The sequence below is a fragment of the Parageobacillus toebii NBRC 107807 genome, assembly GCF_003688615.2.
Taxonomy (GTDB): domain Bacteria; phylum Bacillota; class Bacilli; order Bacillales; family Anoxybacillaceae; genus Parageobacillus_B; species Parageobacillus_B toebii.
This window is the reverse complement of sequence record NZ_CP049703.1, coordinates 1,232,687-1,250,242: the sequence shown is the minus strand read 5'-3', so window position 1 is coordinate 1,250,242 and position 17,556 is coordinate 1,232,687. Positions and strand designations below refer to the sequence as shown.

The window sequence follows — 17,556 nt, the reverse complement described above, 5'->3', positions numbered from 1 at the left end:
TATGCAAAAACAAAAATTGGGTAGTGACAGGAGCATAATGATTTGAAAAGGACAAATCACACTCAAACAAAGACAAAGATCATCTCTTATTTTTGAAATATTTTCGAATTTTTTTCTATTAGAAAAAATAATATAAATTTTAATGATATAATAATAATGAATATAGAATGGAGAGGGGATATCTCTATGAAAGCAGCAAGATGGCATAACGCTAGAGACATTCGAGTAGAAGAAGTGGAAGAACCTAAAGCAGGAAAAGGAAAAGTAAAAATTAAAGTCGAATGGGCAGGAATCTGCGGAAGCGATTTACACGAATACGCGGCTGGTCCAATTTTTGTTCCTGTGAAAGATCCTCATCCCGTCAGTAAAGATGTGGCTCCTATTATCATGGGTCACGAATTTTCTGGACGAGTCGTTGAAGTCGGGGAAGGAGTTACGAAAGTCAAGGTTGGAGATCCTGTCGTTGTTGAACCTATTCTTCGCTGTGGAGAATGCTCAGCTTGCAAAAAAGGAAAATACAATCTTTGCGAACATTTAGGATTCCACGGTTTATCCGGAGGAGGCGGCGGATTCTCTGAATATACCGTGGTTGATGAATATATGGTTCACAAAATGCCTGAGGGCCTTTCTTTTGAACAAGGAGCACTGGTGGAACCAGCGGCCGTAGCTTTGCACGCTGTTCGATCAAGCAAAATCAAACCTGGTGATAAAGCGGCTGTCTTTGGAACAGGTCCTATAGGCCTTCTTGTTATTGAAGCATTAAAAGCAGCTGGCGCGTCAGAAATTTATGCAGTAGAAGTTTCCAAAGAACGTCTGCAAAAAGCGAAAGAACTTGGCGCCACATCTGTCATCAATCCAAAAGAAGAAGATCCGGTTCAAAAAATCCGCGAATTGACCGATGGCGGTGTCGATGTTGCGTTTGAAGTAACAGGAGTACCGGCTGTTTTACAACAAGCTATTGACAGCACTACATTCGAAGGAGAAACGATTATCGTTAGTATATGGGAAAAAGAAGCAAACCTTCAGCCGAATAATATCGTATTAAAAGAAAGAAATGTAAAGGGAGTTATTGCATACCGCGATATTTTCCCTGCTGTAATGGAATTGATGAAACGAGGCTACTTCCAAGCTGAAAAGCTCGTTACGAAACGAATTAAGCTAGATGATATTGTAACAGAAGGATTTGAAACGCTCATCAAAGAAAAAAACCAAGTGAAAATTCTGGTCAAACCAGAATAAAGACAGCTAAAAAATCACTTCAGGGATTAGTCCATGATGGATTAATCCCTTTTTTGTTTCAGAAGTCAAGTCGGATTCATTTTTGTTTCTTGAGCATATTTGCCAAAACATCGAATTGCGTTTTTTTCATTATCTGTATTAATTCCTCCAAATTAAATGTTTGTCTTATACAGACTCGCTATGTTTTGCATAGGATGTACTATCCTATGTAAAGCAGGAGGTGTACTAAATGTCAGGTGGCTTTCGATCCAACTTTGCTTTAATTGTGGTGCTGTTTATCCTTTTAATTATTGTTGGGTGCAGTTGTTTTTTTGGTCGTTACTAATCTAGAATCGGCTGAAAAGTTTTACAGGACGGGTCGTATAGATCTGTCCTTTTTTATTCAAGGCAACCCAATTACTCTTTTGTTTCTCTCCCTAATCCAAAAACTCATAAATATCTGTTAATTATCATATGTCTGCTTATAACAAAACCAAAGCGGTACTCTTGTCTCTTCTAGCTGCGCAAACTCCCTTTTAACCAGGCGCGGGGACGATAGGGTCCGATCGGGATTTGGATTAAGCTTGTTTTCCCTTGCGAATCGATCTTGTAAAGTTTATCGCATAAGTTTACATCAAATCCGAGAAGCGGGTGCCCACCCATCCCCATGGCAGACGCCACCAAGAGCAGTCGTTGCACGAGCATCCCCGCCTCCATCTGTTGAATGCGATATCCTCTGTACCCTAATGCCATTTGGAGGTGATCCCTGTCTCCTATCACATGTAGACAGAGCGGTACTTGGAATAGATTTACATTGTCCATTGACATTCCGTATTGCAGGTAGTGTCGATAATCTCCGGAACGTATCCGACCTAGCGCATGAGCAGCACTGTCATAGTAGTAAGCTCCATCTGGAACGCCTTCAACGTTATAAAAACAGCCATACAGGGAGACACGGGACGGCGGCTTCTCGTGTTCTCCATCCAAATCATTTCGATACGAGAAAGAAAGCGTCGCCTCTTTTAGCAAAGCTGCCAATTGTTCTTGGCTTACCTTTCCCAAAACAAAATCCATATCTGGTGAATGCCGCTTCTGACAGACTGACGCCAGATCATACGATAACCGCTTCACACAAGGCAGAACTACTGCTTGCATCCCACAGGCATCTCTCTTATCTCCCTTAATCTGCCGAAATGATCGCGGCGATTCCAACATCGATGCCTCATTCATTTTTCTCAGCATCGGATAGTCAATAATCCTCCGTGATCGAATATAGTAATGATGCTGAACTTCTGGCAATTCTCTGCACAATTCAGTGGCAGAGGCACTTTCTTTTGAGTTATTATCGTTATCAAACCAAGTGATGGAAGACTCCGAAGATAATGGAATAACCGCATACACACTCTCCTCCTGTTCGGACAGTCCAAGCAGATGGTTGACGGCCCTGTCAAGAAATTGGAAATACACTGCCGATGCGAAGCCGAACCGTTTCGCCGCTTCCAACAGCTGTCCGATTAGCACGCCAGCATCCAGCCCTTGCAGACGGTAAGCAAAATTATTGTATTTAAAGAAATTCTTCCAAAACATTGTCGATACAAAAACAACACCGAAACAAGCCGATACGTCACAGCGATTGCCCAGCGCCCTAGTTAGATAGGAATCGAAATTGCCTTCCCGCAACAACACCAAGCGATGGTGCGCCACATCGTAATGGTACACTCCATCCGGAATATCCCTTATTTTCAAATACACGTATAATTCATTTGGATACAACGCCCCTCCCGAGGGAACAAACCGCCGGTACAAATGCATTAGGTTTACCGCTTGTTCCATCGAACCCATGGAAAAGGCTAGCTGAGAAAATTGAGTAAGGCCGAAAACGTACCAGAGAAAATGACCTATTTCTTCTAGGCCGAGCTTTCCAGACGCTTCTCTTCCCTCGAGTGTTAACGGCACTTCTGGAGAAAGCGGAATCACTGGCAAGTTACGGTACAGCTTATACGCAAGCGGCGCATCTTCCCAATCTACCTCCCAATTTGGCGGCATAATCTTATCGATGTCAAAATGAAGATGGTGTAAAAATGTCTCTAGCTCCATCCTACTACCTCCTATGGGAACGGATGGGGATGTGGATTAAGCTGTTCAAGCGTGAGCGGTTGTTTTGTATACCCGAGTTCCATTGGTACCCGAAGCACCCTCTCCAGGCCTGTCACGCGGGTAAGGTGATGCCCAAATGTCATCGGTAACATTCCCGGAATCAGTACTTTCACGCAATATAATCCGTTTCGTTTGATGACAGGTGTTGTCTGGTCCACGACAATTACCTCAAGGTTCAATCGTCGGAACTTCTGAAGAATAACCCTCAGGTCATCCGTCAAGTCTGCATTCTTCGTTTGCTGCTTGAATTCCTCTTCAAACGTTCGCAACGGACGATGATCATCCAACAAAAATTGCAGGCGCTCCTCTGCTTCCGGCAAACCGTACAGCATGCCATGGTCTTCCATCTGCCGTACTAATAGCGGATCATGCAACATTTTTTCATATTTCTTTCGGTTTGCCTCAAATTTCTCGTCAAGCACAAGCATCATGCCCGCTAACTCGTGAATCGAGCTTTTCACCGCCCGTATAGGGTCCGGATGAGCTCCAGCGGCACAGATGAGATTCAATCCCTTTTGTTTTCTGTTTTTCGCCACTGCCCAGACGCTTGGAATTCCGTGCTCCATCGTCGAGTTGAAAAAATACAGATCATATCCCGCCACCGCACGTACACGATCGACCATCAACTGTAATTCTTTATCGTTAGCCGAACGAAGGTCAAGACGCGGAAGAGGCAGCTGCGCATACCAAGCCATCAAGAATGAATCGCGCTCCACCACCTCCAAAATGGCATGGAAAATCGCTTCTTCTAAACTCCCGCCTAATGCACATCCGTTGGAAGTTTCATAGACAAAGCCATCCCCACCTCCCAAACTGTAATATGCGAGCAACTCTGGAACCAAAATCGGACGCTCTTGTAAAAACGAATAGCCCCATACCCAATTCATTGGACGGTCAGGATCAAACGGTTTGAACGGAAAATCAGGCCGCGCATATTGTTCCTTCGCGTGTACTCCTGCCCTTACTGGATTAAGTGCTTGATCTTTCAAATTTCGGTAGCTGTCATGAATCACCGTCCGTTTGCCACGAGGTTCGATGCCACAATATCTCTCTAACCCCTCCAAAATGGCGGTTAACTCGCTAACCTCATAGGAATGAGTCCGGCCTGCTACTCCCTCGTCCCCTATAAACATCGGCATATTTACAACAACATCCGCAAACGGCAACGCGAAATTATGCATTTTACCATTCAATAATCCAGTTCGATAATCTAGATAGTCTTTAACCAGAACTTCTTTTAACTCCTCGATCGGACGGCAGCGGTAACTGTCAGCGCTGATCTTCGGACTTGGTTGCAGCGATATGTGGGCTGCTGCCGGCGAATCGTCAGGTAATTGGCTGCATACCGTACATAACGGGTCGGGCAGAAAGAAGTGACATGAGTTCTTTAATGTTTTCAGGTTGATTAGGAACAACCTTTCTTCTAAACGGGTATGACTGCCTTCCAACACCCTCTGCGTCTCCGCGACAATCAGGTGAGCCATCTGCAAAAGTCCTATTCGTGATGCCCATGCATCATGCTGTATTCCTCCTTGCACCGCCATCACCTGTTGCAGCTCCCACATTTCCTTGCGGTCGTATCCCGCTATAAGGCGCCGCATGTCAGCACACTGAGAACATCCTGGGGTATTAGGGCGAACTAGCGGACCGATCACGCCCTCCCCAAATGAAACAAAGCCCCGGAGCCATGGAATGCCTGACGATCGTAATGCCTCTTCCGCCTTGTGGTGAACGGAGGGATGCCAAGCATCGTGCAACACCAGAGCCAAACCTGTTTCTTCCGGAATTCCTTCCTCGAAATCGATTTGCCGAACTACCTGATATTGGACGGACAATTTTTCATACACAAAATCCGCCAACACTCCTTCTCCAACCATCAATACGCGAGAACCCATCAGAAATCCTCCTTTCTCAACAGCACGCCAAACACCCCTGCCAGTTCCTCTTTCAAAAAAGGTTCTATCGCTAAATCAAAGACGAAGAGCCGCATACGGTTTTGTTCCAAAACCTGCATGGCGGACTGCAAGAGCTCTGATTGCGTCGTCTCTTCACAAGCGGGGATCTCCATTCTTAGTGGCTTCTCTTCATTTAGAAAAATGGATGATTCCTCCATCGCTTGTATTTGGAAAGAAGTCGCTTGATTTTGTGCATCCATAATCGCCTGCTCTAGCGCTTTCCGCAACGCCATTGTGATATTCAAACCTGTGCTGCCATACCAACGGCCGCCCGTGCCGACCCATACTACAGGAAAGCCTGACACCTTTTCTCCCAAGCCGATCGTCGGTGACCCATGCATCGTTGCCAGTGACTGCAAATAAAATCTGCAGTGTTCATCCTCCACCGCACCCAATCGTACCTGAAAAATAGGTTCTCTTCGGTTAACCTGCCGTTTGCTCAGCTCCTCATCCAAGCACTTTTGCAATCCCCGGCAAACGCCTTCCGCCATCGTTTCCCCGGCTCCGACACCGATAAATTCCTGTGGTGTGACCACACCAACCTCTTTTTCGGTGTTAACGAGTAAATCTATCATTCCCGATACATACGATTCAATCCCAGCTAGCCCTGCTTCCCGCCGTGCCTCCTCATGTGTTAGACCTGCACAGACAACTTCTGGCAATAGCTCAGCCGGTCCCTCCGATAATGGGTTAACCGCTTGAACGCAGCACTGGGACAACGGGAGCTGATTCAAGTTCCTTTCCTCCCATATATGGAAAATTCCCGATTCTGTGGATGTCAATTGACTGAAATAATGAAACAATCTGCTCGAATCATCGCGGCTCGAATTTTGTTTAAGCCTCGAATCAAGATCTTGAATCAATTCAGCCGTCACACGTTCCGTCGTTGCCAGCGGATGTGGTATGAACGAATGCCAGTCACCTTCCAATGTTTCCAGATCAAGAAGGAAAAATTGATTTCTCTGTTCCGATTTCGTCACTCCTGTAACTTTTTTAAATAATTCAAATACAATCACATTCGCCAACATTGCTCCCGCTGTTGCAGAAAAAGTTTGCACCGGTCGGTCTTCGCGAAGCGCAGATCGGTGTATGCGGCGCCATGCGGACTCCCAGCATCCCTCAGAGTCCGGATGCACTAATGGACCAGCTAAACCCACTTGCTGCAAAGATATGGCAGGGAGAAACCCCTTCTTCTCCTCCCTGCAAACGGCATGAAGGGCCCGTAGTTCCCCTACATTGCCTTCCTGTGAAACATATAAAATCCACTCAAACGGCTGTACCACTTCTCGCCAAGAACTCTCCCCTGCTCCCCTGTGTAGAGATATTTCCTCTATTGCTACTTCGGAGTCCGTTTTGCGGGCATTCTCCGCCAGTTCCTTCAACCGCTGTCGATTAGTAGGCATCGAGTCTGTAATCAGAACATGGAACTTAGGCAATCCAGATTCGATCAACGCCGAAACTAATGAGACCAAAAAAGGTCCAGAGCCGACTGCCAATACTTTAGATTGGCGATATACTTGAAAACGAAACGCACCGGAATCAACGAAACTTTCTATAAATTCAATTTGTGAAGCATACTTTTTGAGAATCTTGCTGTCCAATTGATGCGGACGATCTTGGTTCACATCCCGAACAAAGCCGTTTCGGTACAGAATTTCTGCGATTTCATACACCCTGTTCCGATATGGGGCCGATAATCCTTTTGTCAATTCTCCCAATGTGTGCTCTCCATTGAACATTGGCATTAGTTTTTCAATCCACTGATAGATTGTTTTGCCTTTCATACGAAATGAGCTGGAGTTATTCCTAAAATACACGCCGCCATTTGAATCAGGGAGAAAAAACGTGTCTCTTTTCACCTTCAGACGCGCGGAATCGTTCAGTTTTGACATCCTGCTCCCTCCTTATCCGTAGTTGTTCCTAAATGCGTAGTATCATTTTATGTATTTGTATTTGTCCTTTATGTTCATTTCATAGAAAGGGCCCCTGCAGAGGATTATGCAGGGGCAGTTCCTTCTTAAATTCCTCCAAAACAATGGCCAAAGCAATTGTGGCATCTAAAGCAATTGAAGCATCTAAAGCAGTTAAAACAGCGTCCAAAGCACTGTCCTCCGCAACGTCCAAAACACTGTCCTCCACAACGTCCAAAACACTGTCCTCCACAACGTCCAAAACACTGTCCTCCGCAACGTCCACCACAATGTCCACCGAATTGACGAGCATCATCGACAACATAGGTCTGGGTTTGAGGATCCCAAACCATCACCTCGTCCGCTACGAAATCATCCATACCTAACATTTGAAGTTCATTTTGGAAATTATACATTTCATACCATCTCCTTATTGTTATAAATTTGTTGTTTCCGTCGACGCAACCAAGAGTGGAGAGTAGAACGAAAGCAATCAGAAAGATATCTGTGAAGCAGATAATTCCACCGACTACTTCGAGTACTCTCTTCAACAAGCTATGTGCTCTGTTGGGTGGTTGTTACTGATTGAAGTGCCTATTTTGCTGATTGAAACGCCTATTTTCATTGAGACTTCGTAAAACCATATGAACCTCCCCACCTTCATTCCATTTAGATGATCGAGCAGCTGTATTGGAGAAAATCGCCTTCCGCCAATCAAAGACATTCATTCCAAACGCGTGCGGACTACCGATTGCAGGCGTACAATCGGTCCAAATCCGCTTTGAATGCCCGAAAGAACACTTTTTAGACAAGAATCGTGTGAATTTCCCTTTTTCCTTGCCTGATGGATGGTTTTTTATAGAACGTATGTTCGTTTATAGAGATTAAAAGGTCCTATCAATTTTCCTAGGTCGGTACCTACATAGTAAAATTTCGCGTCAGGCACCATCCAGAAAACTGGTTAATCTCATCAACTAAAAAAGCTCACTCTAATATTAATTAGAATGAGCTTTTATTTTATTTCCAAAATGTAGTTGTGCTACACACTCCACATGCCTTGAGTGGTAATCGCAAACAATTTTGATGTAGCAGTGTTTGCCTTTAACTATCAGCATGGCTTATCTTTATAAGCCATTTTCCCTTCTTATTTTCTCTATAAAATTTTCAGTAACCCACTCATTTAGTATTTTATCGAAACTAGCAATATAAATTTGATTATTGCTTTTCATTTCATTAAGTTGTTTTTCAATTATAGGAAGTAATTTTTCAAGCGCTAAATCTAACTCCTCTACACTCTCAAGGCCTTCCAACTTAAAAAATATTTCATTATTGTTAATACGTGTTACGATACTTATAGTTCGGTCGCGTTCTTCAACTTTCTTAGATGTCACTTTATAAAATTTTTTACCTTTTGTTTTTAAAACAACATATTTAACCATTGTCTTAAATCCATCCCACACCGCACTCGCACCTATTTACACACATATAATTTATCCATCACATTTCACTCTTTACTACAAGCATGAAAATAAAAACTAAATTTTTGTGCTGCATCTGCTAACGAGCCGATTGCATAATACCCTTCTTTGGTCTGACCTACACATCCAATTAAAGGAGAAGATAGAAACTCTAACATAGCATTTATCTCCTCTAATGATGGTGGACTAGAAAATTCCTTTTTATTTTTTAATATTTGATATATTTCTCGTGGTTGAATAATCCCTTCTGTAACTGGATCGTTGCTTTCTTCCGATAAACACTCTATTATCGCCCGGAGCAATTTCCCGTCCCTTAATAAACTTTCTCGATCTTCCTCAATTAAGGTTAAATCGGCAATTCCAGCCTTCATAAAAATCTTTTTGTAAGAATCCGCCTTTAATGGCACTTCCATATGAAAACGTATTAATTTTTCAAAACTATCTACATCAAGTAATACAACTTGGTGTTTCTCAGCTCTTTCTATTAATCTTTCCCCATGGAACTCAGGTCCTACAATTAAGGAGAAATTTGCATTGTGTAAATTTCTATGATCTGTTATAGTATCGAAATTAATATGTCCTTCTGTTATACCACCACTATAGGTTGATTTGGCATCAACAGCAACTGTATAAGCATATTTGGATACTGTTGGAGCTTGTATAAGAATATCTGTTTTGCCTGCCCCACCAAGCAATTCTGTTTTAAAACCTAACAATTTGAAACCTTCTTCAACAGCCTTTTCAAAACGATTAGGATTTGATGAATCTCTAGAAGACAATCTTATTTCTTTTAAACATTCATCTACCTTTGATTTGTTATATTTTACAGGAGAAGCTTTTTGCGAAACATTAGTAGCCTGTTTATTTTCTTTCTCAGATAAATAAACATTTATTTCTTGCAAAAACTTTTCACCGCGTTTTGTTAAACTAAATGAATTCCCCCCTGCTTCTTGAATAAGTTGGGCATTTAATAAAATATGTAATCGTTTATGAATTTCACTAATATTTTCGGCTGGGAATTCATAAGATACTTTGGCAGTAACCGCAAGACTCTTAGCATCCAAACTTTTTTCTTTAAGCTCGTTTAATATTTCAAAAACAAATGCAAACTTGTTATGAATACAACAAGCAAAGTCAAGTGTTGAATTAGTTGAAAGAAATCTATTACCCAATTCTGTTATTTGAAATAATGTCCTTGTCTTCCTTTCTACAAAACCCATATTAACTAAAGCCGAAATAAATGATCTGGTTGAGGATTCTGAAATTTGATAATTTTTTCTTGAATATTCAATAATTATAGACAATTCGGTTGGTGAATTCATCAATAATAAGTAATCTGAAATGGTATTATGCATAGTTTCTATACTTCCCGGTATATATCCAATACTAATTTTTCGTGAAGAAAGTTCCGATTTTTCCATTTCACATAATTTATAAGCCCATTTTGAAATTGGAATGGTTTCTTCTTCTAAAGTCGGATCGATATTCTTAACTAATTCATCTGGTTTTACATACCCCGCTATTTCAAGAAACTTTTTTCCTAATTCTGTAATGGAATAGTTCATTGAAAAATCCTTATAAACAATTAAACCTAAATCTAGCAACCATTTTAATCTAGCATTCACTTCATTTTTAGTTTTCCAACTTAATTTATAATCTTCATTTGCGATATTTAAAATTTCACTCGCTGTATGTGGAACTTGTAGTATTGCAAGTACTTCGGAGAAAAAACGTATATTTGCATTAAGAAGTGCTGCTAGATACAAATCATCTCTCAATTCTAGCCAAGTTTTGGCTTCTGATGAAATTCCCCATCCATTTTTGTTTTTATACACAATCCCACTTGGTCTCAGAGCAATACAAAGTTTATCTAATGTCATTTGTCTATTACTACCAGGAATTGTAATAATAGTGTTGTAAGACATATTATTCTCTAAAGATTTTAAAATTATTTCTAATGATTCTTGATAACCGTTTTTACCTCTAGGTATATTGGGCATTGCGAAGGCCTTCGTATTCCAGTCTCTGGGCTTTGGATATTCAATCTTTAGCATTACTTGCTCCTCCATTCTAATCTCCTGTTGATGTTAACTATTTTTATGAATATATTATATACTTTTACAACATTTGAAATCGAATAAAAAAACGATTTTATTCATTTTTTACATTAACTCAAATTTATTTCCAAATAAGTTTTGTGTTTTCCCAAATATATTTTAATTTGAATAAGTAAGCAACATCCTAACAATATGAAGATAACTCTTCGTTTGTTAGATCTCTTAAACATAATAAAAAACCCGAAATTCGGAAATGATTTCACGAAATCCGGATTAGGTAAATGATGTCATTTACTTTTTTACTTAAGTATAAAAGCATGAAATTTTCCATCGGTATATTTTATGGCTATTCAGTAAATTTAATTCTTTTTCTGTGGATCATTCTGAGTATAGAGAAGCACCGTATCCAGCAGGAATAAATGTTGATTTTGAAGAAGTGGAGCCTTTTTCAATATAATTTATTAAACTCCACTCGTTCGTTCTCCCATGATTTTTCTTCAAATGAATCCACTTTATTTTGATTTTCAGAAAAAGAAAAAGGGAAGAACGTGAGCGTTTCTCCCGTTCCCTCCCTTTTGGTTTCACCACATATTTATTCGTTTTTCTCTGATCGATCCATGTTTTTCTCTCTATTCCTCTCTCCCGCTTTTACAAATAAAGACCGTGGAATGGACTGTTTCGTTTTCCAGTAAAATCATCCGAAGCCCAGCTTGATTTCTTTTGATGAACGGTTATTTTTTGAGTGGAACGAGTTTATTTGGTGTTTACATTTTCTGTGAAATTCAATGATTATTTTCTCAAGATTTTCTCCATGGATTTTCCCTTTGCTAACTCATCTATTAACTTATCCAGATAACGAATGTTCTGCATCAACGGATCTTCAATCTCCTCTACTCGAACACCACATACTACTCCTTTAATCAAAACCCGGTTCGGATTTAATCGCGGAGCTTCTGCAAAAAATGTCTCAAAGTCTACCTGTTTTTCTAATTGAGTTTCCAACTCATCCTGGGTATATCCTGTCAACCAACAGATAATTTCATCCACTTCTGATTTAGTACGCCCTTTTTTCTCTGCTTTCGCTATATAGTTTGGATAAACTCTTGAAAAACTCATTTTATAAATTCTGTGTGTGGTCATAATACATCCCTCCTAATTCTCCGTAATTTTAAATATTGCTACTGTCCTTAAATCTTCATACTCGCAACAACTTATCATTCAATTATACCAGTACTTGTCATGTAATACATCTGGATAAAAAGAAAACGCGGCTTAATGTAGGGTATAAATGATAAAGCTCGGCAAACGCCTTCTCATCCCCTTGCTGAATCCTTTGGACGATTTCCTTCTCTATCTCCTCGCATCCTCAGTGCTGTTTTCACTTTATATACCCCCGTAAAATTTATATACCCCCATAAAAAACAAAATGTTTTCGTTTTCGATAACAAAATCTTAATAAATTCTGTATAAAGCCATTCATGAATTTTTTTATTTGCAATAGCAATTTCCTATAAACTCTTTCATACGATAAATAAAGCTCACTTGACATATCGGTTTTTAATCATTAGAGTAATTTTACGTGTCAGGAGGGATTGACGATGAATGTTTACCTAATCATTTTCAACGTTGCTATATTGCTATTATTGATTGGTGTTCTGGCCTATATGCAAAAGAAACACGTTTCCTTCTCCAAACGGGTATTTACTGCTCTTGGACTCGGAATCGCCTTTGGGTTCGCATTGCAGGCAGTGTATGGGGCTGGTTCCGCTATCGTCCAGCAGTCCACCCAATGGTTTGACATTGTCGGCACAGGCTATGTAAAACTGTTGCAAATGATTGTTATGCCATTAGTTTTCATTTCTATCGTTATGGCGTTTACCAAACTTTCTATATCTAATAATTTAGGAAAAATCGCCACGCTCATTATTGGGCTATTATTGGGCACTACGGCGATAGCTGCTTCTATCGGCATCATGGCCTCATTAGGCTTTCAATTAGAGGCGGTGGACATTCCTTCGGGAGAGTCGGAACAGATACGTGGGCAGGAGTTAGAACAAAAATATGAACAAATTCAAAACCTGTCTTTCCCACAAAAAATAATCGAGCTGCTTCCGGCAAATCCATTTTTAGATTTCACGGGACAACGCAGCACATCCACCATAGCGGTTGTTATTTTCGCCGCCTTTGTCGGCATTGCTTATTTAGGAGTTGCCAAAAAACAGCCTGAACAGGCGGAAATGTTCAAAAAAATAGTGGATTCCCTGTACGCGATCGTCATGCGCATCGTCACGCTAGTGCTGCGTCTAACGCCTTACGGAATTTTAGCCATTATGTCCCGAGTGACTGCGACAAGCGATATCAACTCTATTGCAAAACTAGGAAAATTCGTCGCGGCTTCCTATATTGCACTTTTCGTTATGTTTGCCGTTCATTTGCTCATTTTGGCGCTGTCCGGACTAAACCCTATTACTTACGTAAAAAAAGTGCTGCCGGTACTGTCGTTTGCATTCACTTCCCGTTCAAGCGCGGCCACTCTTCCATTGAATGTGAAAGCACAAACAACCGCGCTTGGCGTTCCCGAAGGCATCGCCAACTTTGCCGGCTCATTTGGGCTGTCAATTGGGCAAAATGGCTGTGCCGGCATTTATCCTGCCATGCTTGCAGTGATGATCGCGCCAACCGTCAACATCGATCCAACTTCTCTTTCCTTTATTTTGACTCTTATTCTAGTCGTCACCATCAGTTCGTTTGGGGTTGCAGGCGTTGGCGGCGGTGCTACGTTTGCGGCGATTCTAGTGTTATCGACCATGAATCTGCCAGTAGCATTAGCAGGATTGCTCATTTCCGTAGAGCCGCTGATTGACATGGGAAGAACTGCCTTGAATGTCAGCGGAAGCATGACCGCCGGTGTCGTCACCAGCCGCATCACTAAAGAATTGGATTTAAATGTCTATAACGGAGAAACGCAAAAACTAGAAGCATAGGGCTTGGATATGTCTTGCACTTTCCCGCCCACGCCAAAACATCCAGCTGCACTTGCACGCGGTAAATGGAAGAAGGCCCCTAAATATGGTGAACGGGCATCGGTCAAACAGATACGTGTAAAAGAATTACGGCATGGGTTCAGTATCCAACAGAACCCATGCCGTATTCATTTGTGCTTCTTCAACAATTTGCAGCGAAACGGAAACATGTCATGGCACCACAGATTATAGAAAAAATTCTGTTCTTCGACGGGAGTAAGAAATCGTTCACATTTTTAAATTCCATCCTGTATAAACACCTGCTAAAAATATTGTCGTAATCACAATAAAATGGAAGACAACCCATCCCCATCTTCCATAGCGAAAAGATTTAGATTGTATCGGTTTTCTTGAATGAGTTGGAACAATTTTTCCACCAATCCACTCAAAAAGAAGCAAATAAATCCACCACCATGTATAAGAGTCCCAAGCATCCCAGTTTTCTTTGTAATCCATTATTTTAACTGGGGGGAATAACACGAAAATTTCTAAAAGCATCGCGATATGAACCATCCCCCAGTAAAAGGGGATCTTCCATCCCCATTTAGACGGACTATATCTCACTCCGAAAAGAACATAAAAAGGAATGACCGTAAACATTTCAATGATAGGTATTGGTGACATAGGGATAAGTCTAGCCGGAAAAGAGTAAAATCCGATAGAAACAAATACAAAACAAAGGAAAGCTCCCGTCAAACCGCTTATAAAATAGAGCAACCCATATCGTTTAAAATTGTTTCTTAATATAAAAAAACTTCCAATAAGACTAAGGATCACTGCTGTTATTTCTATCATTTGTGTTGCTTTTAACCCATATATCATCAGTACTTACCCCTTTGCAATGACCTCATTTGTATAACATCCCCAATTATCAGCTATTTAATGAAACTGCTCAGAGTTGAACATTCAACGTGAACCAGCCTATCTTAGTATTTCTAATGAATGCTTCTCCCCCATTATTCCCTAACAAAAAAAAGAGAAACAGGAGCCCATCCCGTTTCTCTTGAAAAATTGTTTATTTTTCATCCTAACCAGTTCAGTCAACTGGATGAAGAAGGATTTTCCTTTTTCCTGTTATATTATCAAAACTTTACTTCGGTTTTGGCAAGAAGAGTTTTTTATTTTTAGCAAGAGTTTGTTTATGCTCTTATCTTTAACACTAATCGAGCTACACTTTCTACATGCGCAGTATGCGGAAACATATCAACCGGCTGCACTTCTAATGTTTTATACCCGCCGTCTTCGAGGATTCGTAAATCCCTTGCCAATGTCGCCGGGTTGCAGGACACATACACAACGCGCTTTGGTTTCATGGCAATGATCGTTTGCAAAAGTGTTTCATCGCAGCCTTTGCGCGGCGGGTCGACAACGATGCAGTCCGCGTGGATGCCTTGTTCATGCCATTTTGGAATGACTGCTTCCGCCTCGCCGACGGCAAATTCAACGTTGGTGATGCCGTTTAATTCAGCGTTGCGCTTTGCGTCTTCAATCGCTTCCGGTACGACTTCGACGCCGTACACTTTTTTCGCTTTTTTTGCTAAAAACAACGAAATCGTGCCGATGCCGCAGTAGGCGTCAATGACCGTTTCTTCTCCCGTTAATTGCGCGTATTCCAACGCTTTTTCATACAGCACTTTCGTCTGTTCGGGATTGACTTGATAGAAAGAACGTGCCGAGATCGCGAATTTAATGTCACCGATGTAATCGTAAATGTATTCGGCACCCCACAATACTTTCGTCTCGTCACCCATAATGACATTCGTCTTTTTCGGGTTAATGTTTTGAATAATCGATTTTACATTTGGCACGGAGTCAATAATTTCCTGCACAATTTTCTTTTTGTGCGTCAACTCTTCCGTGCGGGTAATAAGGACGACCATCACTTCTTTTGTCACTGCCCCGTAACGCGCCATAATATGGCGGAGAACGCCTTTATGCGCCACCTCATTATAGGCAGGCACCTTATATTTTTCACAAATCTTTTTCACTGTCTGCACGACGACATCATTCATCTCTTGCTGGATGAGACAGGCATCCATATCGATAATTTCATGGCTGCGCTCTTGGTAAAAGCCAGCGACAAGCCCGCCTTCGCGCTCGCCTACAGGAACTTGTGCCTTATTGCGATAGCGCCACGGGTCTTTCATGCCGATGACAGGATGAACGATGACATTTTCCAATTTCCCGATGCGTGCCATCACTTCTTTGACATGTTTCTGTTTTGCCCGAAGCTGCCCTTCGTAGCTTAAGTGCTGCAGCTGGCAGCCGCCGCATTGCTTGTAAATCGGACACAGAGGCGCGACGCGGTCCGGGCTTTGCTCATGCAGCTCGATAAGGCGTCCGTAGCCATATCCTTTTTTCACTTTAATGACTTTGATTTTCGCCTTCTCGCCCGGCAGGCCGTTCTTGACAAAAACGGGAAAACCGTCGATTTTCGCCACTCCTAACCCGTCATGTGTCAAATCTTCAAATGCCACATCATAATATTCGTTTTTCATTACTGGTGCTTCGATGTTTGCCATTGTTCTTCACCCTTTGAGGAACTAACTCTGCTATAAAAAATATAACTTGATATTCCGTCTTTTGAGCTTTTTATCCAAGGATCTGTGACAAACTTCTTATCCATCAGAAGTCTTAAGTGTAATCAGCATCCGTCGTCCACACAGTGCTGTCACGATTGTAGCACACAATTCTGTGCAGCACAAAAAGAAGACAGGTTAGTACCCTGTCCTCATTTGTTCTGCTTTTTCTTTTGGGACGAATACTTCTAAATGCCGGTACAAATTAACGAACTCCCCTGGCAGCATTCCGCCGTACTCGCCGTCTAAATTTAGCTGCATATTGTTTGGCGAAGTTACTTTAATGCGGTTTGCCTTCGTGTAAATCAGATTCGGGTCATTAATATGTTCGCCGCGCGCCGCGAGCGTCACTAATCGGATAAATTCCGCCAAATTCGTTTTCTTTAAAATAATTAAATCAAACATGCCGTCATTCAAAGACGAGTCCGGCGCCAGCTTTTCAAAGCCGCCGACAGAGTTGGTGAGCGATACTAAAAAGAGCATAATTTCTCCTTCAAACATTTTGCCGTCATATTCAATGCGAGCCTCTGTCGCTTTGATCGATGGCAGCATCTCAATTCCTTTTAAATAGTAGGCAAGCTGACCGAGCATTGTTTTTAATTTGCTTGGCACCTCATAGGTTAGTTCGGTTAAACGGCCGCCGCCCGCAATATTAATAAAATAGCGGGTTTTTCCTTCATTTGTTACGGAGCCGATATCGATCGGAACGGCTTCTCCATTGGCGATAATGTCGCATGCCCCTTCAATCGAACGCGGCACGCCGATGGCGCGGGCGAAATCGTTCGTCGTCCCGACCGGAATAATGCCAAGCTTTGGACGATAATCTTGATCGGCAATCCCGTTGACGACTTCGTTGATTGTTCCGTCCCCGCCGGCAGCTACCACTAGGTCAAATTCGCGCTCAACCGCTTTGCGGGCCGCTTCAGTCGCGTCTCCCGCTCCTTCCGTCGCATGGCAAGATGTTTCATAACCTGCTTTTTCTAATTTTATTAACACATCTGGCAAATGTTTTTTAAATATTTCTCGACCTGACGTTGGATTGTAAATAATCCTCGCTCGTTTCATTGTTTCATCATCCTACTTTATTAATGTCAATTCCACTATTTAACATAATAGCGGAATTGCCCAGCAGTTGCAACGATGACGTCTTTCCATCAAGAAAGGGCTGATCTCTCAGCC

13 protein-coding genes are annotated in these 17,556 nt (G+C 41.8%); 3 read left to right on the top strand and 10 right to left on the bottom strand.

Annotated elements, in window-relative coordinates:
- The first annotated feature begins 186 nt into the window (after positions 1-186).
- Both DER53_RS06415 and DER53_RS06410 read left to right on the top strand, forming a co-directional pair.
- A complete protein-coding gene (locus DER53_RS06415) occupies positions 187-1,239 on the top strand; it encodes a 2,3-butanediol dehydrogenase (protein WP_062754938.1) in 1,053 nt (350 codons plus the stop codon).
- Positions 1,240-1,468: 229 nt separating this feature from the next.
- Entirely contained in the window at positions 1,469-1,564 is a 96-nt protein-coding gene (locus DER53_RS06410; protein ID WP_073967986.1) for a YjcZ family sporulation protein, read from the top strand.
- Positions 1,565-1,734: 170 nt separating this feature from the next.
- Here the strand turns inward: DER53_RS06410 and DER53_RS06405 are convergent, their stop codons facing one another.
- The 7 genes from DER53_RS06405 to DER53_RS06375 all read right to left on the bottom strand — a co-directional run bounded on the left by DER53_RS06405 (position 1,735) and on the right by DER53_RS06375 (position 11,915).
- Positions 1,735-3,315, bottom strand: coding sequence for a SagB family peptide dehydrogenase (locus tag DER53_RS06405; protein ID WP_062754940.1), 1,581 nt, complete (start codon positions 3,313-3,315; stop codon positions 1,735-1,737).
- An 11-nt stretch (positions 3,316-3,326) separates the two neighbouring features.
- Positions 3,327-5,270, bottom strand: coding sequence for a TOMM precursor leader peptide-binding protein (locus DER53_RS06400; protein WP_062754942.1), 1,944 nt, complete (start codon positions 5,268-5,270; stop codon positions 3,327-3,329).
- A complete protein-coding gene (locus tag DER53_RS06395) occupies positions 5,270-7,222 on the bottom strand; it encodes a putative thiazole-containing bacteriocin maturation protein (protein ID WP_062754944.1) in 1,953 nt (650 codons plus the stop codon). The genes DER53_RS06400 and DER53_RS06395 overlap by 1 nt, the downstream gene beginning before the upstream one ends.
- A 125-nt stretch (positions 7,223-7,347) precedes the next feature.
- Positions 7,348-7,620, bottom strand: a complete 273-nt coding sequence (locus DER53_RS06390) for a heterocycloanthracin/sonorensin family bacteriocin (RefSeq protein ID WP_375781762.1) — start codon at positions 7,618-7,620, stop codon at positions 7,348-7,350.
- Between the two features lie 744 nt (positions 7,621-8,364).
- Positions 8,365-8,700 carry a hypothetical protein gene (locus tag DER53_RS06385; protein ID WP_062754948.1) on the bottom strand — a complete coding sequence of 112 codons (336 nt, stop codon included), beginning with the start codon at positions 8,698-8,700 and terminating at the stop codon, positions 8,365-8,367.
- 44 nt (positions 8,701-8,744) lie between these two features.
- On the bottom strand, positions 8,745-10,787 hold the full coding sequence (locus DER53_RS06380) for a hypothetical protein (RefSeq protein WP_244319639.1): 2,043 nt from the start codon (positions 10,785-10,787) through the stop codon (positions 8,745-8,747).
- Positions 10,788-11,564: 777 nt separating this feature from the next.
- Entirely contained in the window at positions 11,565-11,915 is a 351-nt protein-coding gene (locus DER53_RS06375; RefSeq protein ID WP_062755874.1) for a DUF2200 domain-containing protein, read from the bottom strand.
- 458 nt (positions 11,916-12,373) lie between these two features.
- Between DER53_RS06375 and DER53_RS06370 the strand changes: the two genes are divergently transcribed.
- The gene (locus DER53_RS06370) at positions 12,374-13,759 is read left to right on the top strand and encodes an L-cystine transporter (RefSeq protein ID WP_062755875.1); all 1,386 of its coding nucleotides are present in this window, start codon (positions 12,374-12,376) and stop codon (positions 13,757-13,759) included.
- A gap of 267 nt (positions 13,760-14,026) precedes the next feature.
- Here the strand turns inward: DER53_RS06370 and DER53_RS06365 are convergent, their stop codons facing one another.
- From DER53_RS06365 to DER53_RS06355, 3 genes are all read right to left on the bottom strand, one after another.
- A complete protein-coding gene (locus DER53_RS06365; protein ID WP_062755877.1) occupies positions 14,027-14,620 on the bottom strand; it encodes a CBO0543 family protein in 594 nt (197 codons plus the stop codon).
- A gap of 317 nt (positions 14,621-14,937) precedes the next feature.
- A complete protein-coding gene (gene rlmD, locus DER53_RS06360; protein WP_062755879.1) occupies positions 14,938-16,320 on the bottom strand; it encodes a 23S rRNA (uracil(1939)-C(5))-methyltransferase RlmD in 1,383 nt (460 codons plus the stop codon).
- 195 nt (positions 16,321-16,515) lie between these two features.
- A complete protein-coding gene (locus DER53_RS06355) occupies positions 16,516-17,442 on the bottom strand; it encodes a diacylglycerol kinase (protein WP_062755881.1) in 927 nt (308 codons plus the stop codon).
- Positions 17,443-17,556 lie beyond the last annotated feature (114 nt).

What these genes read in the sequence shown, in the direction of transcription:
- DER53_RS06415 (WP_062754938.1), top strand. Translation starts at nt 187, where the DNA reads ATGAAAGCAGCAAGATGGCATAACGCTAGAGACATTCGAGTAGAAGAA.
- DER53_RS06410 (WP_073967986.1), top strand. Translation starts at nt 1,469, where the DNA reads ATGTCAGGTGGCTTTCGATCCAACTTTGCTTTAATTGTGGTGCTGTTT.
- DER53_RS06405 (WP_062754940.1), bottom strand. Translation starts at nt 3,315, where the DNA reads ATGGAGCTAGAGACATTTTTACACCATCTTCATTTTGACATCGATAAG.
- DER53_RS06400 (WP_062754942.1), bottom strand. Translation starts at nt 5,270, where the DNA reads ATGGGTTCTCGCGTATTGATGGTTGGAGAAGGAGTGTTGGCGGATTTT.
- DER53_RS06395 (WP_062754944.1), bottom strand. Translation starts at nt 7,222, where the DNA reads ATGTCAAAACTGAACGATTCCGCGCGTCTGAAGGTGAAAAGAGACACG.
- DER53_RS06390 (WP_375781762.1), bottom strand. Translation starts at nt 7,620, where the DNA reads ATGGATGATTTCGTAGCGGACGAGGTGATGGTTTGGGATCCTCAAACC.
- DER53_RS06380 (WP_244319639.1), bottom strand. Translation starts at nt 10,787, where the DNA reads ATGGAGGAGCAAGTAATGCTAAAGATTGAATATCCAAAGCCCAGAGAC.
- DER53_RS06375 (WP_062755874.1), bottom strand. Translation starts at nt 11,915, where the DNA reads ATGACCACACACAGAATTTATAAAATGAGTTTTTCAAGAGTTTATCCA.
- DER53_RS06370 (WP_062755875.1), top strand. Translation starts at nt 12,374, where the DNA reads ATGAATGTTTACCTAATCATTTTCAACGTTGCTATATTGCTATTATTG.
- DER53_RS06365 (WP_062755877.1), bottom strand. Translation starts at nt 14,620, where the DNA reads ATGATATATGGGTTAAAAGCAACACAAATGATAGAAATAACAGCAGTG.
- rlmD (WP_062755879.1), bottom strand. Translation starts at nt 16,320, where the DNA reads ATGGCAAACATCGAAGCACCAGTAATGAAAAACGAATATTATGATGTG.
- DER53_RS06355 (WP_062755881.1), bottom strand. Translation starts at nt 17,442, where the DNA reads ATGAAACGAGCGAGGATTATTTACAATCCAACGTCAGGTCGAGAAATA.